Here is a 20653-nt window from a genome sequence, read left to right as displayed (position 1 = left end):
ATTGGTAGTGAACGTTAGAACAAAAAACAATTTACCATACATTTTATAACTTACTCATCATTATGCATGAAAAACTTCAGAAAATTAAAGGTAAAGTAGCCACAGGCTCCTTACAACTAGATGCTGATGGACTTGGTTCAGCACCATTAGCCAAACAACTAAAACAAGCCTTTGGGAATACGCTAAAACTTAAAATAAAAGACAACTCCTTACAAGAAGGAGCTGATTACATACAATTTCAAGCTACTGCTGATTCTCTATTGGGTATCTATTACCAAAATATTAATATAGTCTTTTACATCTACCAAGAAGATATCGCTTGTTTGATAGCAGCTGTTTTACCTAAAATCTGGAATTTTTCCTGGGCTTATCCAGACCTACCTCCTTACACACCCATGATGCCAGAAGCCAAAACCACTGCTTCTTTTTTTAATAGGCTTAGTTTTGTAGAACCTATACAAGCCCTTTTCTCTTCGCATGACTTTCCAGAAGGTCATACTCCTCACGGCAAGCTAAAATTAGTCAACGTCAACCCAGATCTATACGAGAATAAGAGGATCTATTCAGGGATTAACTACTTGTGTATACTTGATCTTTACAGCTTACCTCTGCTTTCTGCCAATTTGCTACAATTTATGAATATATCAGGTAGCCTATCTACTTATTTTTATGGACACGTTGAACAGCAAGAAGAAGACCATGCACAACTACAACTGATTGCGGATCTCTCATTAGAAAAAGAATTAGATATTTTCAAGTTTGCTATCAACCAGTTAAAGCTCTATACCAGTACCTCTGTCTATGATATTAGACCTTTTTCAGGTGTCAGTTTACTAGGAGAAATTAGCATTGAAGATCAACAATCTCAAAGCATGGAACTTGTATGGCCTATTGGAAGCACCAGCCTGATGTTTCAAAATGACCAATCTATTCCTTTTCCAGGCTTTGCTACCTTTAAAGAATACTTCCCTAAGGATTATGCAAGATTTCCTATAGAACTCAAAGGAGATGAATTAGCAATACATGAGCTTAAGCTAACGCTATCCCTTATCTCACCAGCCATTTCTCACATCTTTTTAAGCATAGGAACTCATGAAAATTGGAAAAGACTTAGTCTTATTCAAGATATCATTTCTATAGAGAACTTAGACTTACAATGGGACATTACCCCTGGGAATAACAAAAACACTCAGTTTTACATACTTAGTGACTTTAATGTAGGGGGAGGTATTGTAGAGGTTTCTGCTGGCTTACCTGATTTTGTCTTCTATGGAGATCTGGGCCTTTATCAAACTGTAAACTTCAGCCAACTTTTTACGCACTTCTTCCCCCAAGCACATTTGCCAGAAGTAGAAGTACTTGACTTGTCCGTAGAAGCTGACATCCAACAAAAAACCTATAATTTTGAAATAGAAATAGCAGATGGATGGGAATTAGCATTACAAGGAGCTAAGGGTGCTAAGCCTCTGCCTTTAAAGAACATGTCTATGCAACTCGAACATGATTCTTATAGCACCTTTGCTACCATTACTAGTGTTTTATATATAGCTGAGGTACCTATTAAACTTGTAGCCATGAAAGATAGTCAAGAATCCAATAAAGGCTGGGAGTTTACAGGAAGTACAGGCCTGTACCAGGAAATATCCATCAACAAGCTGCTGAAATATATGGCTAAGCAGTTTGGATTGAGTGACTCGGATTTTCCTCAAGTATTAGAAGGGCTTACCTTTTCTAACCTGGAACTTTATTTTGAAACGCTTGTACAAGCATTCCGTTTTACAGGAGAAGCACAATTTGAAATAGAAGAAGATAATGCAATAGATATAACAGTGCAGATTGATCTTAAGAAGAATGAACTAGGAGCTTATGAGAAGACTTTTAGTGGATTCTTAACCATAGGAGATTTGGTATTTGACATAGAATTTAGTAAAAACCTGCAGGATTCAATTCTTATAGCTACCCACAGTTATTTAGAAGTCCAAAAGATCCACATCCAAAAATTGGTAGAAAAAGTTTCGCCTAGCGTAGCTAAAGTTTTATCTATTTCTGAATATCCTATGGAAACCAAAGACATTATCTTGGGTGTAGATAGATCAACTACCCATACTAGTCATCGAAGCGAAAGCGCCACAAGTTCTGATTCTCCTACAACCTTTTTCTTTGGCTTAGATGTAGTTGGAAAGAGTAGCCCAACCGGGCAAAATGTACAGGCGGACAAAAACATACCAGTCTTTATAACCTCTCAGGAAATTGAATCAACTCAGGCTCAGAAGTTTAATCAGCTTATCAAACAGCGCCAACTTAACTTACCTAAAAATGGTATCCCACAAGGTATCATGCCTATGTTAGAAGATTCGAAAGGACGAGAACCTGCAAATCAACCGGCTCCGTAACATGTTAATTTGAAAAAAAATAGAATCATCCCTACACGTCTTTGTCGGACAATCTAACTAAGGTGTGTTGGTTTTCTATCTTCCTGCATAAGCCAGCCTATATACCCATCGAGGATAGACTCTGGTGGGTTATACAGGTCAAAAATGTTCTATTCTAAGATGTATCACACCTCATTTTAGTGGTAGAGAATGTATAAAAAGGCTTCTCTGGTAGGATATACCATTGAAGTTATACTCTTTCAGGTTAGCTTAAAATAATCTCATGATCAACTGCTCAATGTATATTTTATTACTAACTAAACTTGCTCCCAACTATAAGTATCTAAGCCAACTAAAGCTTGTTGTAAAAGCTGTATAGCAGATATTGCATCGGCTTGATGTACTACTTCTACCACTTGGTGAGCATAGCGTATAGGAATACTTAAGGCTCCTGCAATAGATCCTTTTTTAGGCATACGTTGCAAGGGAGCAGTATCAGTTCCTCCTACTGCTTTAATATCTGTTTGCCAAGCAATATTATGTTGAGTTGCTATTGTCTTCAGATAGTCTACCATTCGACAGTCACATATGGTATGGCCATCCATAATTTTAATTCCTGCCCCATCACCTAATCTAGCGACCCTATCATGGGGTTGCACATTAGGCACATCTAATGAAGTACTGGTATCTAATGCCAAGCTAAAATAAGGCTCAATATGATGTGCAGCCACTTGTGCACCTCGTAGGCCCACTTCCTCTTGCACTGTAAAAACAGCATAAACATCATAAGGTACTTCTTGTAGGGTACGTAGTGCTTCTATAAGCACAAATACACCTGTTCGATTATCTAGCGACTTGCCAGTAATACAATTACCTAACTCTATCAAGCTTCTTTCGCGTGTAATAGAATCACCTATAGATATATAGGTCGCAGCCTGTTGTTGCGTTCTACCTATGTCAATGTATAAATCACTAATTTCGAGTGGGCGTTTCCTTTCTTCTTCTGTCATAAAATGTATGGCTTTTATGCCGATGACGCCTACCAAATCTTGCTTACCATGTATGATCACCCGCTGACCAATAAGACTTCTAGGATCAAATCCACCTAATGTATGAAACCTAATAAAACCTTCTTGGTCTATGTATTTAACTATCAGCCCCAACTCATCCATATGTGCTGCTACCATTACTTTCTTTTCATGGCTTGGTTGCTGAACACCATATTTTACAGCAATAAGATTACCCATATGGTCAACCTCTACATGGTCTACAAAAGTTCTTATTTCCTCTATAATTAGTTGGCGAATACGCTGCTCAAATCCGGGAGCACCGGGTGTTTCACTGACTTTTTTAAATAATGGTAGATTAAGTTGCATAAGATCAAAGTCTTTATAGTAGCTATATGTGACTTGTATGTGCGCAAGGGGGGATTCGAACCCCCACACCTAACGGAACCACCCCCTCAAGATGGCGTGTCTACCAATTTCACCACTTGCGCAAATTATTTTTGATAGCTACTGTAAAATTAAGAACTATTTAAAAAGTAAAGCAATGAAATATTATAATTTTATTCATATATAGCTATATAAAAAGAAAATTTACAGACCTATTTATAAAAACTTTACAACTCATCTCCATCTGCTTCAAATACTAAATTTAGTTATTATCCTATTTTTTATTTTATACAAGGAACATTAAATATAAATTCTCTTTCTTGGTAAAAGCACAATTATTAAGCATAAAAATCCAAGTAATATTATTGTAATATTTTTAACATTTAACTATCATAACGTTACAATAAAATCTATAACAATATAAGTACTATTATGAGTAATTGGTATATATGGTATCAGTAAGCATATGAAAATACAAGAAGAGTATTTACACTATATTTGGAAGTTTCAATATTTTGACAAACAGAATCTAACTACTTGCCAAGGTGAGAAACTAATCATTCTTTCGCCAGGTATAAGTAACGACCATGCAGGACCTGACTTTTTAAATGCGCATGTTATACTTAATGATATTAGCTGGCATGGTCATATAGAATTACATGTAGAAGCCTCTGCTTGGCAAGCGCATAAACATCATTTAGATCCAGCCTACGAAAATGTTATTTTGCATGTAGTTTGGGATAATGACAAAACTATTCAACATAAAGATAACACCATATTACCTACCTTAAGCTTGAAAAACAGGACTTCACCTACCCTCTTACAACAATATCAAGAGCTAATTCAAGTACCAAGAACCATACCATGTGAAAATCAAATACACCAAGTAGCAGATATTGTAAAAACCTCTATGTTAGATAAAGCACTTTTTCAAAGGCTTACTAATAAGAACTCGCTTGTATACCAGCTATTAGCTAATAACCAAGGAGATTGGGAAGAAACAGCCTACCAACTGTTAGCTTATAACTTTGGCTTCAAGATTAATAGTGCTGCTATGTTAGAGTTAAGCTTAACTTTACCACTAAAAATAATTAAGAAACATAGAAACCAGCCTTTACAGCTTGAAGCATTACTGTTAGGACAGGCTGGCCTTTTGACCACCAACAATAAAGAAATCCCAGATAGCTATAGAGCTAGTCTAGTCCAAGAATATACTTATTTATCACATAAGTATCAGCTTAATACAGCAAAACTCAGTAAAATACATTGGAAGTTCTTTAGACTCCGTCCAGCCAACTTTCCTACCATACGTATATCCCAGTTAGCACAAATACTACACCAACAAGAGCATCTACTTGATTGGTTAATACATACACGCCCAGAGATATTAAGGAACGAACTATGCATTATACAATCTAGCTACTGGCAACAACACTATACTTTTGAAAAATCAAGTACAAGAAAAGTACCAGGCCTAGGTGTAAGCAGTATTGAAAATATTTTTATTAATACCGTCGTACCTTTGTTAGTAGCCTATGGAAAATCACATGATCAGTCTTCTTATATTGATGGAGCTATAGCATTACTTCAAAGCTTACCACCTGAACATAATAACATAACTCATAAATGGAAAAAGTTAGGTATGCAAGTAGAGAATGCTTTTGATTCACAAGCACTTATAGAACTTTTTAATAACTTTTGTACTCAAAAGAAATGTTTAAATTGTAACATAGGGATAACACTTTTAAAAGCCCCATTAACTAGTAAGTAAGTAGCAGATTTTATAGAGCTTCCATTAACCTTGAATACTTGTGGTGCAATACAATTTAAAATTAAGTATGCTAGCATCAATATTTCTATATCTAACAGCTAGCCATTCAATACTTCTGTACACAACTATTCAAGCTTTATAAATAAATTTTTGGTTGAGTTAGTGAATCTGCTTAGATTAGACTAATTAAAATCTAATAGAGTAACTTCAAACATTCGTAGTTAACAGAGAGCATTTAATTATGATAACAAGCACTTTTGGTGGCGCTGTATATGGAGTTAGCGCTTCTCTAATATCTATAGAAGTCAATATAGTTCAAGGGACTCACCTCTATATGGTTGGGCTGCCTGACAATGCTATTAAAGAAAGTCAACATCGGATAGAATCTGTTCTTAAACATATAGGTTGTGAAATGCCTCGCCAGCGTGTAATTGTTAACTTAGCTCCTGCAGACATTCGCAAAGAAGGAGCCGCTTATGATTTACCGATTGCCCTATGTATTTTACAAGCTTCCAAACAATATGCCCTTCGTCAATTAGGGGAGTATGTAATAATGGGTGAACTTGCTTTAGATGGTACTTTGCGTTCCATTAAAGGAGCATTGCCAATTGCTATAGAAGCACGTGCTAAAAAATTTAAAGGATTTGTACTACCGCAAGAAAATGCGCACGAAGCTGCTATTGTCAATAACCTAGACATTATACCGGTCAAAAATATCCAAGAGACCTTAGCTTTCTTTTCTGGAAGCCAACATATAGAACCGCTGACAATAGATACTAGAGAAATATTTGCTGAAAAAGTACAAAGTTATGCTTTAGACTTTGCAGACGTACAAGGGCAAGAGAATATAAAAAGAGCTTTGGAAATTGCGGCTGCAGGTGGACATAATGTTATTATGGTAGGCCCTCCTGGTGCTGGCAAAACTATGCTAGCTAAGCGTATCCCCTCTATTTTGCCCAGCTTTAACTTACATGAAGCTTTAGAAACTACCAAAGTATACTCTGTGGTAGGGAAGCTAGGCAAACAAGGTACACTTATGACAAGCAGACCCTTCCGCTCTCCTCATCATACTATCAGTGACGTGGCTCTAGTAGGTGGTGGCACAATACCACAGCCAGGCGAAATCTCTTTAGCACACAATGGTGTATTATTTTTAGATGAATTGCCTGAGTTCAAAAGAAGCGTGCTAGAAGTCATGCGGCAACCTTTAGAAGAAAGAAAAGTAACAGTGGCCCGTGCTAAAATATCAGTTGACTTTCCTGCTAATTTTATGCTCATTGCTAGTATGAATCCATGCCCCTGTGGATATTATAACCATCCTAGTAAAGAATGTGTATGTCCCCCATCAGCCGTACAACGTTATTTAAATAAGGTTAGTGGGCCTTTATTAGATAGAATTGACTTACATATAGAAGTTACTCCTGTACCTTTTGATGAGATGACTGCCAAACGAAAGGTAGAGGATAGTGCTGCTATACAAGCTAGAGTAATCGAGGCCAGAAATATACAACAAGAGCGTTTCAAAAAACATAGTGGCATCTATACGAATGCTATGATGCCTTCGGCCATGGTAAAAGATATTTGTTGTATTTCTAAGTTAGGACAAAATCTGCTTAAGACAGCCATGGAAAGACTGGGACTCTCTGCTAGAGCGTATGATAGAATACTTAAAGTATCACGTACTATTGCAGATCTAGCCAATAGCGAAACTATTGGAGAAAACCACTTAGCCGAAGCTATACATTATAGAAGCTTAGATAGACAAACCTGGGGCAGCTAACATTATATAGTCTAACTTACTTTTATGAGATAATGGTGCTTCTTACCACGCTGTACCAACAAGTATTTATCTTGTAGTAGCTTTAAATTAGGTTTTTGAAGAGGATCTGTTATTTTTTCTTTATTAACAGATAAACTTCCTTCTTGTATTGCTCTACGCACTTCACCTTTAGAGTTAAACATAATTCCAAAGCCTGTACTAGCAACCAAATCTAACATATGTTCTGCTTCTGTTAGTTGTGTAAGCGTTATGTGTACTTCTGGAATGCTTTTAAAAATAACTTTAAAGTCTTTCTCGCTCAGTTCCCACAAATCTTCTGCCGTAGCATGACCAAAAAGTAACTCTGAGGTCTTTCTAGCCTGCATATAGTCAGTTTCAGAATGAACCCTAATAGTAAGCTCTTTAGCTATTTGTTTTTGTAAGATACGCTGATGTGGAGCTTGCACATGTAATTCAATAAGATTATCTATTTCTTCTTTGCTTAACAGTGTAAATACTTTAATCAACCTACAAGCATCTTCATCTGTACAATTTAACCAAAATTGATAAAATTCATATGGTGATGTCATAGTAGAGTCTAACCAAATATTACCTTGTTCTGACTTACCAAACTTAGTACCATCTGCCTTTGTGATAAGTGGTGCAGTTAAAGCAAAAGCCTCTTCACCAGTTTTTCTACGAATTAGTTCTATACCTGTGGTAAGATTTCCCCATTGATCTGCCCCACCCATTTGTAGTTTTACACCTTTTGTATTATATAAATAATAAAAATCATATCCTTGTAGCAACTGGTAAGAAAACTCAGTAAATGAAATACCATCTTCTAAGCGCCTTTTTACAGACTCTTTAGCCATCATATAATTAATAGAAATATGCTTGCCTACTTCACGAAGAAATCTCAAGAAACCAAAGTCTTTAAACCAATCTATATTGTTGAGTAACTCGGCTGTATTGGCACTCGAGGAGAAATCTAAAAAACACTTCAACTGTTTCATAATGCATGATTGATTATGTAGCAATTCTTCTTCGGACAAGAATTTTCTTTCAGTTGACTTAAATGAAGGATCTCCAATCATCCCTGTAGCACCCCCTACTACGGCAATAGGCTTATGTCCTGCTAGTTGAAAATGTTTAAGCAGCATAATAGTAGCCAGATTTCCTACATGCAATGAAGGAGCTGTAGGATCAAAACCAATATAACCAGTTATCATCTCTTTTTGTAACTGGGCTTCTAAACCTGGCGTGATATCATGTATCATTCCACGCCAACGTAAATTTGCAATAAAGTCGTACATGCTCTTTGTGTAATAAATTATAAGCAAGGAATCGTATAAAGATAAACAAACATTATATTACTATGTAATTACTAAAAGAATAACTCAATAGCCTTAAGAATTTCAGTACTAATTTAACTTAAAAGTTAGATTAGATTCATTGCTAATATTAGCTTGAAATAAGGGAGCTTAATTGCAAACTGCTAAGTAAAGCTCAGAAGCTACCTATAGCATCAAAGCTAGAGTTTCTAGGTGCAACAGGAAAATTCAGTTCTAATAGACCTACTGCGAAAGAGGTAAAATAGAGTAGAATTTTAAATAAAATAAAGAAGGGAGCTTGGCTCTAGCGACATTATTTGTTAAAAAGCGTACTTGAAGTTTATAAGCCCGGATATAATGTTAAAGCGAAGGTTATATTTTTTCTGAAAATTCCTGTATACCTCTGCCATAATTTTAAATACCTTGATCTCTCTTATCTTATGCTCTACCTTCATGCGTATGGAGGCTAGCTTTCTGTTATGGTCTTTTTGCTCTTTGGTTAATGGCCGCTTACGGCTCTTTTTGTAGGGTATCATTACATTGCTCTGTAGCTTTTGCCAGCCTTGATAACCACTATCTGCCAGCTTTAAGCTTTCTTTAGGTAAGGGTTTTTCTCCTTTACGGATTTTAAAGTCATGCACTCTTCCTTTATGTGATTTGGAGACAGACAGTATTCTCCCATCTTCTCTGATGACTATCTCTGTTTTTATGGTATGTCTCTTTTTCTTGCCTGAATAAGATTTCTTTTGCTTTTTACTAGGTCTTTGCGTAGGCTGTTCACTTACATCTGCTAATATGCGCAATACCTTGTCTGGGGTTAAAGTCCTATCTTTTTTAATGCTAATTTTCTTAGCTAGTAAGGGCTCCATTTTTCTTAGCAAGCGGCATATGTTAGCGTTGTGTAAGTTAAATAAGTAGCCTAGAAATACATGGCTAATATAGGTGCGGTAATATACCAAAACACAGAGCAGTTTATCCTCTAAGGTAGGTAAATGGCTCCGACGTCCATGGCGCAGCTTGCTCGCTTCTAACTTTTCAAAGACAGGCCTTACTTTTTGAACTAATTTATCAAATGTTTCTAGCCTCAATCCAGTTATTCTTCTAAAATTGTATGGGTACTTGCTTATTCTGGTGTAGGTTAAATGCATACTTATTCCTTTTAGTATATAACAAGGATTACATTTTAACCTTTTCTACTCTCTTTATCAACCTCTTTCGCAGTAGGTCTAATATCTTATCGTTTGTAAACGATATTTTGCTCCTAATAAGACAACAGGAAAAATATCATAGTTGTATATGCTAGTATAACATTGTTGTCGAGCAGATAAGGTAGTCATAGTATTTATATTGTCAGAAAAACGCTCATTAAAGAAGTAACAATATCTGACACCACCACCAAACATAAAAAAATATTTTGTCATTGCAATCAGGAAGATAAATGACTTTAGTAATGAGTCAAAAAATTTATATAAGCCTAAAGGACCATCCAAGGCCTATACTAGGATTAAATACAAAAAATCCATCCTTATCAAGGGTCCTGGGAGCAGCTGTATAAGCAGTATTATTACTATTACCTATAAGCAGTATTATTACTATTACCTATATGATAAAAAGACCCTGTAATATCAATATCTACCTGATGAGTAAGGTTAGTAGGATATGCAATAGCATAACCGCTATGTAACAGCAAGTATAATAGGGCAAATAAAATTATATACGAAGGGGTTTTCTATTATTTAATTGCTAATATCTATTACTCAGAGAATTGAGAATTATTCTGTATGAATATGAATTATTAATAAGATAAAACATCGTAGAATAACTATAAGCTACAATGGTTCACAATACCTGTTGCTAATAGATAGCAACTTAGGCAAACAAGCTATTTATTGTTTATAGATCTAAAGCTTATGGTTTAAAATTGTTCTTGACGAGCAAGTAGAAAAACAGTAGGTACTTTATGAAGCATATGCTTATCTTCTTTCCAGTTTTGTATAGTATTAGATTTTATCCATCCTTTTGGATCAGTAATATTTTTTCCTATACAAAGCCAAGTGCTAGGTCTACAAGTTTCTAACAATATTTCTAATATAATATCATTACGGTAGGGCGTTTCTATAAAAATTTGTGTTTGCCCACTTTGCCATGCGGCCATTTCTAATTTTTTAATAGCTTGCTTTCTACCTACTTTATCAATAGGCAGATATCCGTGAAAAGCAAAATTCTGTCCATTAAATCCAGAAGCCATAAGTGCTAATAAGATAGAGCAAGGCCCTACTAATGGGATTACCGTTATACCATTCTTATGAGCATACTGTACGACCCAAGCTCCAGGATCAGCAATTCCAGGACAGCCAGCCTCTGCTAACACACCTATATCTTTTCCTTCTTGCAAAGGCTGCATAAAAGATCTTATATCCTGCATAGGATTATGCTTATCTAAACAATTAAAATGCAACTCTGCAATTGGTTTAGCATGTCCAATAGCTTTAATATGCTTTCTAGCACTTGATACATCTTCTACTAGAAAATGCTCTATTTGCTGAACAATATATCTATTATATTCAGGTAAAACTTGATTGTATGTATTAGCAACAATTGGAACAGGAATTAAATAGAGGTTACCAGAACTAGTAGAATTCATATAGCAATATTTTTATCAACCCCAAATTAATGGCTTTACATGCAAAAATAATTTCTAGGAAATTGTAATCAAATATTAATTTTAGCTATAGGCTTTTATATATTAAGTAAAAATAAGAAAGCTTACCTTATATGATTCACGATTTTTAAAAAGCTGCTTAGCGATTAACTTTTCAAGCATATACAAATCACATTTCCCTAAGCTTGTCCACCGGCTTCCAGAAATATTATACTTATTTACTAATAATGCAGTATATGAAGTTATAACTACAAATATTAAAAGTTAATGATAATTATCTTACTATTATATAAGCTTTAAAAGCAAAAAGCCGGCATAAGCCGGCTTTTCTGATTACGTTGTCTATGTAATCTAATTTTTTAGATTATTCCTCTAAAAGAACGGCAAAGTTATAACCTGCTGTTAAGTTAATATTCATCAAGTTAGTTTTGTGGTCTTTATTAGTAATACCTAAGTAAGTCTTTTTAAAATCAGACTCTTCTTTAAATACATTTGTAAATGCATAGCTACCTCTTAAGTCTAATTCAAGTCCAAAAGGAAATTCATATCCTACTCCAACAAAGGCACCCATTCCAAGAGTAGTTAAATCTTTTCCTTTATCAGCTACATCAGCTTTATCAGCACTAGACGCTTTCCCTTCTAATCCAAGAGGCATGAAAAGATCTCCTCCTACATTTATTTTTAGAATTCCGTTTTCATCTTCTCTACCCATAGGATAAATTTTGATGGCAGGGAAAAGTTTTACTCCATGTGCAGTGATATTATAAGTATTCTTTTTGTCAGTCTTTTGAGTAAAGCTACCTATTTTACCAAAAAAATATCCTGCTTCTAATCCCAATCCTAGATTATCATTAAATGCATATTCAACATATGCTAAGCCTGCACCACCGATATTCAAAAAGTTGCTTTCGTTACCCGCAAAAGGGTTTTTAGCTTCCTTTAACCCTGCTATAGTAGAATTAACACCACTCAATTTAATTCCAAAAGAAAGGGGTGCTGCTGCATAAGTGCTAGCACTTAAAGTTATTGTAAAAGCACTAGCTAGTGCTAAAAGTATTCGCTTCATAACATTACTTATTTTAAAAGTTGTAAATTTTATTATTTGTTTTAACTAAAATAAATTCAAAAACATAAATAATTTATATGGGCACAATATTATAGAGTTTATATATAAAAAACAAGAAAAAGCATTTAAAAAAAATTTAAAAACAAGAACCTTGCTCTTTCCAATATCAACCTAGAAAATGTTTATACGGTTTTTAAAGTAAAATTTAAAATATTTATGAGTTAAAAATTGAGACTATTTGCCTTTATAGTAGCTAATAAGCAGATAGGTTATTTATTTTAGATAGTAGCTTAAGATTCTATGTTTAAATTTCTGTTAACTTCCAATATCTTAAAGCTTACTCTACCTAAATGGTATACAAGCTAAAATATACAAATAGATACGTAGCATATACCAACCATCCACATTTAGATTTTTTCACCTATGCACTTCACTATCTACTACTAACAAAGTTTATTTAAATTATAATATTAGAAACAAGTTGCTAGCTATATGTAAGTATTGTTTACTTGAATTACTGTATTTCTTATTGGAATTTGCAATTATAAACTAGAAAGACTGCCTGTGGTTATTACTAGGCAATGCAAAAGCAGCCTAGAATTATTGCTATTAAACAACAATACATCCAAATTCCAAATATAGACTAGGTAGTAAGCCTATTAATATTATATATTAATAGCAACTTAGGTTAATTAGAATAAAATAACTAGATCATCCTAGAATCTTTGATTCTCATGCATCAACCATTTTACATATATTCCCTATTGAAAATATCCAGCAATTAATTTATAAATAATAATAAGACAAACTTAGGCATATTATTATTTCTGTTTTATATCTTTATTTAGATAGATGTTAGGTAAATCTATTACTCTTTTGTATATTTTTATATGGATAAACCTAAACATTCTTAATGTTTTATCTAGATCAGTTAATGAACAGGATATTTATGCTAATTATTTAGACTTAAATAGAACTTAGTTAGTATAAAAATGTCGTATTTATTATATATTTATTTAGATTATAAAAGAATACAAACTACCTAAATTAAAGCGCACATATTCTATATTAATGCTCTATAATTAGTAGCAAGTTCTATTCTATATATTAGTACAATAGGTAATTGTGGCCTTTATACAATATTCTATTTTATAATATATGTAAAATTATAAGCTTTAATATTTGACTAAATTTTAGTTTTAGAAACCTTATATATGATGTCCAAAAAGCGTAATTTATTAAATACTATATATACAAATCTATTATTTATAGCTCTAGTAGGAATGATAAGCTTATCTACTACATATGCTATGCATACAGCAGATAACACTTCCATTAAAAAGGAGTCTATTGCTAGCGTCATTGACAAAACCAAGGAGCCAGTAGAAAAAGAATTTGATAAAATTAGAAAGTACCATTCTTATGACCCTGCTACTAATATCTGGTCTCGTATTGAAGAATTTAAAACTGTAGAAATTCTAGAAGACACTTCTATACACCGTGACGAACATTATATATATCACAGCTTTTGGGCCTATGATTCACAACAGAAAAAGTGGAAACGAGTTGATATTAGAGATTATGGCTATAGATATGGGAAGTATATTCCTACAGTTCAATCAAGCACTGAAGCAATAACAGCAGAAGAAGGCAACAAAGAAGAAAAAGAAGATAATGATAAGAAAAAGAAAAAAGGGTTCTGGCAAAATTTAGGTTTAACATTTGCTGTCGGAGGTGGTGCAACTTACTTCCACTACCAGGCAAAAGACCTAGACTTGTGGATAAAACGTGGAGAAAACAAATACTACTTACAATCATCTAATTCGTCTGATACAAAACAAGACAAAGCACATTCAATTGAGTGGTTTGATAGAAGATATAAGAAAGGACTTACATTTAAGCAGCCAGACACAGTAGTACACGACGATCGCTCCCTGATACACATTCCTAACAAGGGCAATTTATATTTCCAAGCTTGGGGCGTGAATATACCTATTACCTTAGGATTACATTACACATTCTTTAACAGATTAAGAATAGGTGCAGGTAGTAACTTAGGAATTCATTATGTAAAACATGTAAAACTTAAAGGAGATGCCTCTGGATATGCCGATTATGAAGCACCTAATCCCTGGTTTTACAACGGAAATATATTTGGAACATTAGCATACAAAGTGTTTCAAAAAGATAAAAATGCTATAGTTATTGATACTCAAATAGGGGCAGCATTTGACTTAGGTACTGAACCTTGGAAAAATCTTACTGACTGGGTACGTGGTCCTGGACTCTATGGTAGTCTAGGCATAGCCCATGAAAGAAAACTTAACAATTACTTTAAATTCTTCTATCGTTTAGCCATTGATTGGAAACAATATAAAGACAAGGTGGTTGATTTTCATCCTACTAATTCCTCTGTTGATATTTACCAGCCAGCAGTTCATTTAGAAATAGGTACTATCCTAAATTTCGGCCGAGATACAGATGATGAAGATGATGATAACTCTTCTGATGATAGTAGCAGCGATATGCTTGGTAAAGTTGGACAAACTGTAAATGAAGCAGAAGATAAATTACGTAAAGCAGAGGAAACTAAACGTAAAGCAGAAGAAGCTAAGCGTAAAGCACAAAATACAAAAAGTAGGCTCAAAGGACTGTTTTAGATAAACTTATAACAAAATATATAAAGTTTTATTTAGGACTTGGCTTAATAGATAATTAACCTAACTATCTATTAAGCCTTTACCTTTCTTATTACAGCCGCATATAAGTATCAGCCTGCTTGATTCCCCATTAGAGATAGAATAATGCTTATAGTATGGTATTATATATTATATAGCGAACACCATTAAAGTATTTCTTCTTACTAGTAATTTTAGTCTAAAGGACATTATACATCTCTTATATAACAAAGAACTTGCCTCTACTTTAATTAACAAATTTTATACTTCTTCGCTTATATTATCAGTTTTAGTTGTATATTCGCGCACTACTTACATAAATCCAATAAACCGAAAAACAAATTAGTGTGCGCAACCAAACTCGAATCCCTAACAATAGAATAATAGCCTGGGTATTACTAATTACACTATCCTGTATATGGGGTAGCTCTTACATACTTATGAAAAAAGCTCTATGCTTCTTCAAACCTCAAGAAATAGCCTATTTACGTATATGTTCAGCCGCAATTGTCTTACTACCCTATTCTTTACCTCAACTTAAAAAACTTACATTTAGGCACTATAAGCTACTGGCCTTAGTAGGGGTAGTGGGAACATTATTGCCGCTTTTTTGCTTTGCAACAGCTCAACTTCATATTAATAGTGGGGTACACGGCGTACTTAATTCATTAACTCCTGTATTCGTATTAATGGTAGGGATAATATTCTTTAAGAAGAGACTCTTTAAGAATGAAATACTGGGTGTTTCTTTAGGCATATTAGGGACGGTATTATTAGTGATTATTGAATCCCGTTTCTTCGCAGGTAGTTTCAATTATTATATACTATTATCTCTTTTAGGAAGTTGTTTATATGGAAATACCACTAACCTTATAAAATATTATCTAAATGATATCAAAAGCACTACGATAGTAAGTGTTTCTCTATTACTAATAGCGATTATTAGTGGTATATACTTAGCCACTCATCCCAATATTTTTATTAAAATGGATACATCTATTGAGTCTTATCAAGCGTTAGCGTATGTTCTTTTTGCAGGTATTGTTAATTTAGGTATAGCTAATATTATTTTAACAGAACTAGTAAAAATAACTTCACCTGTTTTTACCAGTACAGAGGCATTATTAGCTCCTATTGTTTCACTTAGCTGGGGATTAGTGGATGGAGAGCAATTACTTTGGGAACATTATGTAGGAGCAACCATTATATTATTAGGTGTTTATTTTATTAACAAGCCTAAAAAAGAAATACCAAAACAGCCAGTATTTAACGCAGAAGTATAAGTAGGATATTAAATTAGTAGGTATTAACAGGCATTACGATACCTCATTATAGCTATATAGTTATTCTCTAGGTTTGTAATGCAACAGTATAGTATTTAATACTAATCAATAAATTATTATGTTATATCCACTTATTATTTATTAAGTATTACTATAAATCTTTGTGCAAGTTTTGTAAAAAAGATTTAATTTCCTTTAGGTGCTCAATAACTTCTTTTGGAGCCTTAAACCCACTATTGATAGTGCTGTTTTTAAGTATCTCTTGAGCTCCCTTAATAGTATAGCCTTGCTCCTTAATAAGCTGATAAATCATTTTAAACTTTGCCAAGTCTTCAGATGTATACTTTCTAATACCTTGTTTAGACTTTTGTGGGCTTAATTGTTTAAATCTTTTCTCCCAATAGCGTATCAAAGAAGTAGATACTTCAAATAAATCAGCTATTTCTCCTATTGTATAATATTTCTTTTCAGTGCTAACCACAAATACACAATGTTACTTACTAAAATAGATGCTATTGAGCACCGAATAAATATATGTCTCTAAATAAAGATTGATATATAAGGCCGCTCAGGGCTTCATGTTAATCTAAAGATTTATTTTGTGCAGAAGCTAATCGAATAAGTGTATCATATTCTTTAGGACTTAGGCCACTCAGTAAATAGTAGGTTGGGTTTACTTTTTTACCATTTTTAATAACTTCATAGTGAAGGTGAGGACCTGACGTACAACCTGTATTACCTACATAACCTATACACTGACCTCGTTTCACTTTATCTCCGGGAGCCACTTTAAAGGATTGCATATGTGCATAGCGAGTTAAGAATCCGTAGCCATGATTAATAACTACTTGGTTTCCATAGCCTGTCATACTCTTTTTCACATCCTTTACAACACCGTCTCCTGTAGCATAAATAGGCGTTCCGCGTGGTGCAGCAAAATCTAACCCTTCATGCAACTTCATCACCTTATATACAGGATGCAAACGCATACCATACCCTGAGGCAAGCCTTTTTAATTCTCTATTAGAAATAGGTTGAATAGCAGGAATACAAGCCAACAACTTTTCTTTGTTCTTAGCTAAACGATTAAGTTCATCATATGATTTAGTTTGTATATGAAGCTTCCTCTTCAGCTGCTCTATCTTTTGTGCTACTTCTACAATAAGATGGTCTTTAGGTAGAGATTGATAATGATCTATACCCCCTACCCCAGCAGTACGGATAGTAGCAGGTATAGGGTCTGCCTCTAGTAAAGTCCTGTAAAGACTATTATCTCGTTCTTGTAGGGTAGAAAGGATCTCATTGCCTTTAGTAATTTCCTGTTGAAGCATTTCATAATGAAGCTTTAAAGTTTCATTAGCTTGCTTGAGTACAATTTCTTTAGGGGAATCAAAGTATTTATGGTAAAACAAGGTAATACCAACAGCAAGAACTAATGACATGGTTAAATACCCTAAAACATCAAATATGAGGTCCCATTTCGATACCTTTATTTTCTCATAATTGCATGTATCGGTATCGTAGTAATACTTTATTCTCGCCATATTATTGGTAGATGAGCTTGAATTATATAGCTTTGTTAATATATATGCGTCAAAATAAATAGTATTTGCTTTTACTTCCAAGCCTACTACTCATAAATAATTTAACCAAAATTTAATATACCTAGATAATCTATGTTGTGTAGCAGTAACATTAGACAAAAATTTGTCGATTTTTTTAAACAAAAAGACCATCATCACGTCAAAGCTGCACCGATCGTCAATAAAGAGGATCCCACACTACTTTTTACCAATGCTGGTATGAATCAGTTTAAGGATTTTTTTTTAAATCAGCAAGAAGCTCCTTACCAAAGAGCTATTAGCACCCAACCTTGCTTACGAGTCTCTGGAAAACATAATGATCTAGAAGAAGTTGGAGTAGATACGTACCACCATACTATGTTTGAAATGCTAGGTAATTGGTCGTTTGGTGAATACTTTAAAGAAGAAGCTATTGCATGTGCATGGGAGTTACTTACTGAAGTATATAAATTACCCCAAGAAAGGTTATATGTAACTGTATTTCAAGGAGATGAAGAAGAAAGTTTAGAATTAGACCAGGAGAGTTTAAACACTTGGGAAAAATATATAAGCAGAGATAGAATATTATATGGCAATAAGAAAGATAATTTCTGGGAAATGGGCGATACAGGCCCATGTGGACCTTGTTCCGAGATACATGTTGACATAAGAACAGAAGAAGAAATTCAACAACAAGCAGGCAAAGAATTGGTAAATACTGGCCACCCTCAAGTTATTGAAATCTGGAATTTGGTATTTATACAATACAATAGGTTGGCAAGTGGACAACTCATGGAATTACCAGCTAAACATGTAGATACTGGTATGGGATTTGAGCGGCTTACTATGGTACTACAGGGTAAAAGTTCTACCTATGATACTGATATTTTTGTACCCTTGATCCATAATATCATGCGCCTTAGCCATAAAACTTATGGAAAAGATAATAAAGTAGATATTGCTATGCGTGTAGTAGCTGACCATATACGTGCTATAACTTTTGCCATTGCAGACGGACAGCTACCTAGTAACACACAAGCAGGATATGTTGTTAGAAGAATTTTAAGGAGAGCCGTACGTTATGGATATACTAACTTGGGATTTGAGACTCCTTTTATGTATCAATTAGTGAGCATATTAGCTCAGCAATTTAAAAACGTATATCCTCAGATCAAACAACAGCAAAGCTATATAGAACAGGTTATTAAAAGCGAGGAAGAATCTTTCTTCAAGACACTTGCTGTAGGATTGCATCGCCTGGAGCACATCAGTGAAACATTAAATATAAACGGACAACAAGTTATAGATGGACCAACTGCTTTTGAATTATATGATACGTATGGGTTTCCTCCAGATTTAACTCGTTTAATAGCTCAAGAAAAAGGATTGGAAGTAGATGAAGAGGGTTTCCAAAAAGCACTACAAAACCAACGTATTCGTTCCCAACAGGCAGCCGTACTAGAGCAAGGAGATTGGCATATTGTAGTTAAAGATGTGGATTCTGTCTTTATAGGTTATGACCAGCTTGAATTAATTGCTAAAGTAATACAATATCGTTCTATTTATCAAAAAGGTGAAGAAATTTATCAGATAGTATTAGACCAAACTCCTTTTTACCCAGAAGGAGGAGGACAAGTTGGAGATACTGGTACGCTTATAGTTGGTGAACAAATTATTGCTGTTTTTGACACTAAAAAAGAATACGAGCGCATCATCCATTACACTCATGAGCTACCTCACGATTTGCATGCTACTGTCCAAGCTGTAGTAGACGTTAAAAAAAGGAATTTAATAGCTAGCAACCATTCAGCTACTCACCTTTTACATGCTGCACTAAGACAAGTGTTAGGTTCCCATATAGAACAAAAAGGGTCATTGGTAAATGAAAAACTATTACGATTCGATTTCCCTCATTATACCAAAGTTAGTCCTGAACAGATTCGAGAGATAGAACATATTGTCAACCAAAAAATTAGGGCAAATATTAATTTACACGAAGTAAGAAGTATGCTTTTAGAGGATGCTAAGTCAATGGGTGTCACAGCGTTGTTTGGAGAGAAATATGGAGAGTATGTGCGTGTAATTACCTTTGATCCTTATTTTTCTAAAGAACTTTGTGGAGGTACGCATGCATCTGCTACAGGTAAGTTAGGCTTTTTCAAAATAACAGCAGAGACGGGGATAGCAGCTGGTACCCGGCGGATAGAAGCCATTACTGCCGATGCAGCTGAAAATTTTATTATTGAACAATTATCTATATTAAATCAGGCAACCGAGGCACTTAAAAAGCCAAACGATCTTGTAAAAAGTATTTACCATTTATTGGAAGAAAAAGCGAATTTAGAAAAAAAGATATTGTCTTACCAGGCTCAAGAAGTTCGTAGTGTTATAGATAACCTGTATCAACACATTAAGCAAGTTCAAGAAATTCAAGTACTTATTGAAGAAGTAAAGGTACCAAACGTAGAAGCACTTAAACAAGTAGCTCTTAGCTTTAGAACTAACAAAGGGCCTTTCTTTTTAACCCTAACATCTATTATTGATCAGCAGCCACATATCGCATTATTTATTTCTGAAGAGTTAATTCATAAAACTCAAATGAATGCTAACATTATCATTAAAGAGTTAGCAACTCTTATTCAAGGAGGCGGTGGTGGACAACCTTTCTTTGCTACAGCAAAAGGAAATGATGCCAGCGGAATAAACCAAGTACTAGTTACAGCTCGCCACATATTAGAGAAATATATATTATAGTATAAATTCTTTTTGATC

At 34.2% G+C, this 20653-nt stretch carries 13 protein-coding genes and 1 tRNA gene; 6 read left to right on the top strand and 8 right to left on the bottom strand.

The window, feature by feature from the left end; all coding sequences use genetic code 11:
• Window positions 1-62 precede the first annotated feature (62 nt).
• The gene (locus AASI_RS03025; RefSeq protein ID WP_012472758.1) at window positions 63-2393 is read left to right on the top strand and encodes a hypothetical protein; all 2331 of its coding nucleotides are present in this window, start codon (window positions 63-65) and stop codon (window positions 2391-2393) included.
• Window positions 2394-2689: 296 nt separating this feature from the next.
• Here AASI_RS03025 and AASI_RS03020 read toward each other — a convergent pair whose 3' ends face one another.
• Window positions 2690-3748 (bottom strand): M42 family metallopeptidase, encoded by a 1059-nt coding sequence (locus AASI_RS03020; RefSeq protein WP_012472757.1) that lies wholly within the window; start codon window positions 3746-3748, stop codon window positions 2690-2692.
• Window positions 3749-3788: 40 nt separating this feature from the next.
• Window positions 3789-3870, bottom strand: a tRNA-Leu gene (locus tag AASI_RS03015).
• Between the two features lie 362 nt (window positions 3871-4232).
• Here AASI_RS03015 and AASI_RS03010 point away from each other — a divergent pair.
• Both AASI_RS03010 and AASI_RS03005 read left to right on the top strand, forming a co-directional pair.
• The gene (locus AASI_RS03010) at window positions 4233-5537 is read left to right on the top strand and encodes a DUF2851 family protein (RefSeq protein WP_012472756.1); all 1305 of its coding nucleotides are present in this window, start codon (window positions 4233-4235) and stop codon (window positions 5535-5537) included.
• 241 nt (window positions 5538-5778) lie between these two features.
• On the top strand, window positions 5779-7317 hold the full coding sequence (locus AASI_RS03005) for a YifB family Mg chelatase-like AAA ATPase (protein WP_012472755.1): 1539 nt from the start codon (window positions 5779-5781) through the stop codon (window positions 7315-7317).
• An 11-nt stretch (window positions 7318-7328) separates the two neighbouring features.
• Here the strand turns inward: AASI_RS03005 and tyrS are convergent, their stop codons facing one another.
• From tyrS to AASI_RS02985, 4 genes are all read right to left on the bottom strand, one after another.
• Window positions 7329-8612: a tyrosine--tRNA ligase gene (gene tyrS / locus AASI_RS03000; protein WP_012472754.1), complete on the bottom strand. Its 1284-nt coding sequence runs from the start codon at window positions 8610-8612 to the stop codon at window positions 7329-7331.
• 338 nt (window positions 8613-8950) lie between these two features.
• Window positions 8951-9778 carry an IS5-like element ISCaa6 family transposase gene (locus AASI_RS02995; protein ID WP_012472753.1) on the bottom strand — a complete coding sequence of 276 codons (828 nt, stop codon included), beginning with the start codon at window positions 9776-9778 and terminating at the stop codon, window positions 8951-8953.
• A gap of 767 nt (window positions 9779-10545) precedes the next feature.
• Complete coding sequence (locus AASI_RS02990; RefSeq protein WP_012472752.1) at window positions 10546-11274, bottom strand: SAM-dependent methyltransferase; 729 nt, start codon at window positions 11272-11274, stop codon at window positions 10546-10548.
• A gap of 382 nt (window positions 11275-11656) precedes the next feature.
• Complete coding sequence (locus tag AASI_RS02985; protein WP_012472751.1) at window positions 11657-12358, bottom strand: outer membrane beta-barrel protein; 702 nt, start codon at window positions 12356-12358, stop codon at window positions 11657-11659.
• 1283 nt (window positions 12359-13641) lie between these two features.
• On the opposite strand from AASI_RS02985, the gene AASI_RS02980 reads away from it, so the two are divergent.
• Complete coding sequence (locus AASI_RS02980) at window positions 13642-15018, top strand: hypothetical protein (protein ID WP_148204931.1); 1377 nt, start codon at window positions 13642-13644, stop codon at window positions 15016-15018.
• 365 nt (window positions 15019-15383) lie between these two features.
• Entirely contained in the window at window positions 15384-16319 is a 936-nt protein-coding gene (locus tag AASI_RS02975) for a DMT family transporter (protein WP_083758814.1), read from the top strand.
• Between the two features lie 151 nt (window positions 16320-16470).
• Here AASI_RS02975 and AASI_RS02970 read toward each other — a convergent pair whose 3' ends face one another.
• Window positions 16471-16800, bottom strand: coding sequence for a MerR family transcriptional regulator (locus tag AASI_RS02970; protein WP_012472748.1), 330 nt, complete (start codon window positions 16798-16800; stop codon window positions 16471-16473).
• A gap of 100 nt (window positions 16801-16900) precedes the next feature.
• The gene (locus AASI_RS02965) at window positions 16901-17761 is read right to left on the bottom strand and encodes a M23 family metallopeptidase (RefSeq protein ID WP_012472747.1); all 861 of its coding nucleotides are present in this window, start codon (window positions 17759-17761) and stop codon (window positions 16901-16903) included.
• A 234-nt stretch (window positions 17762-17995) separates the two neighbouring features.
• Here AASI_RS02965 and alaS point away from each other — a divergent pair, with 234 nt between their 5' ends.
• On the top strand, window positions 17996-20635 hold the full coding sequence (gene alaS / locus AASI_RS02960; protein WP_012472746.1) for an alanine--tRNA ligase: 2640 nt from the start codon (window positions 17996-17998) through the stop codon (window positions 20633-20635).
• Window positions 20636-20653 lie beyond the last annotated feature (18 nt).

This window comes from Candidatus Amoebophilus asiaticus 5a2 (genome assembly GCF_000020565.1).
Classification (GTDB): Bacteria; Bacteroidota; Bacteroidia; order Cytophagales; family Amoebophilaceae; genus Amoebophilus; species Amoebophilus asiaticus.
Note: the sequence above shows the minus strand (reverse complement) of the source record. Positions and strands in the feature narration are given on the sequence as shown.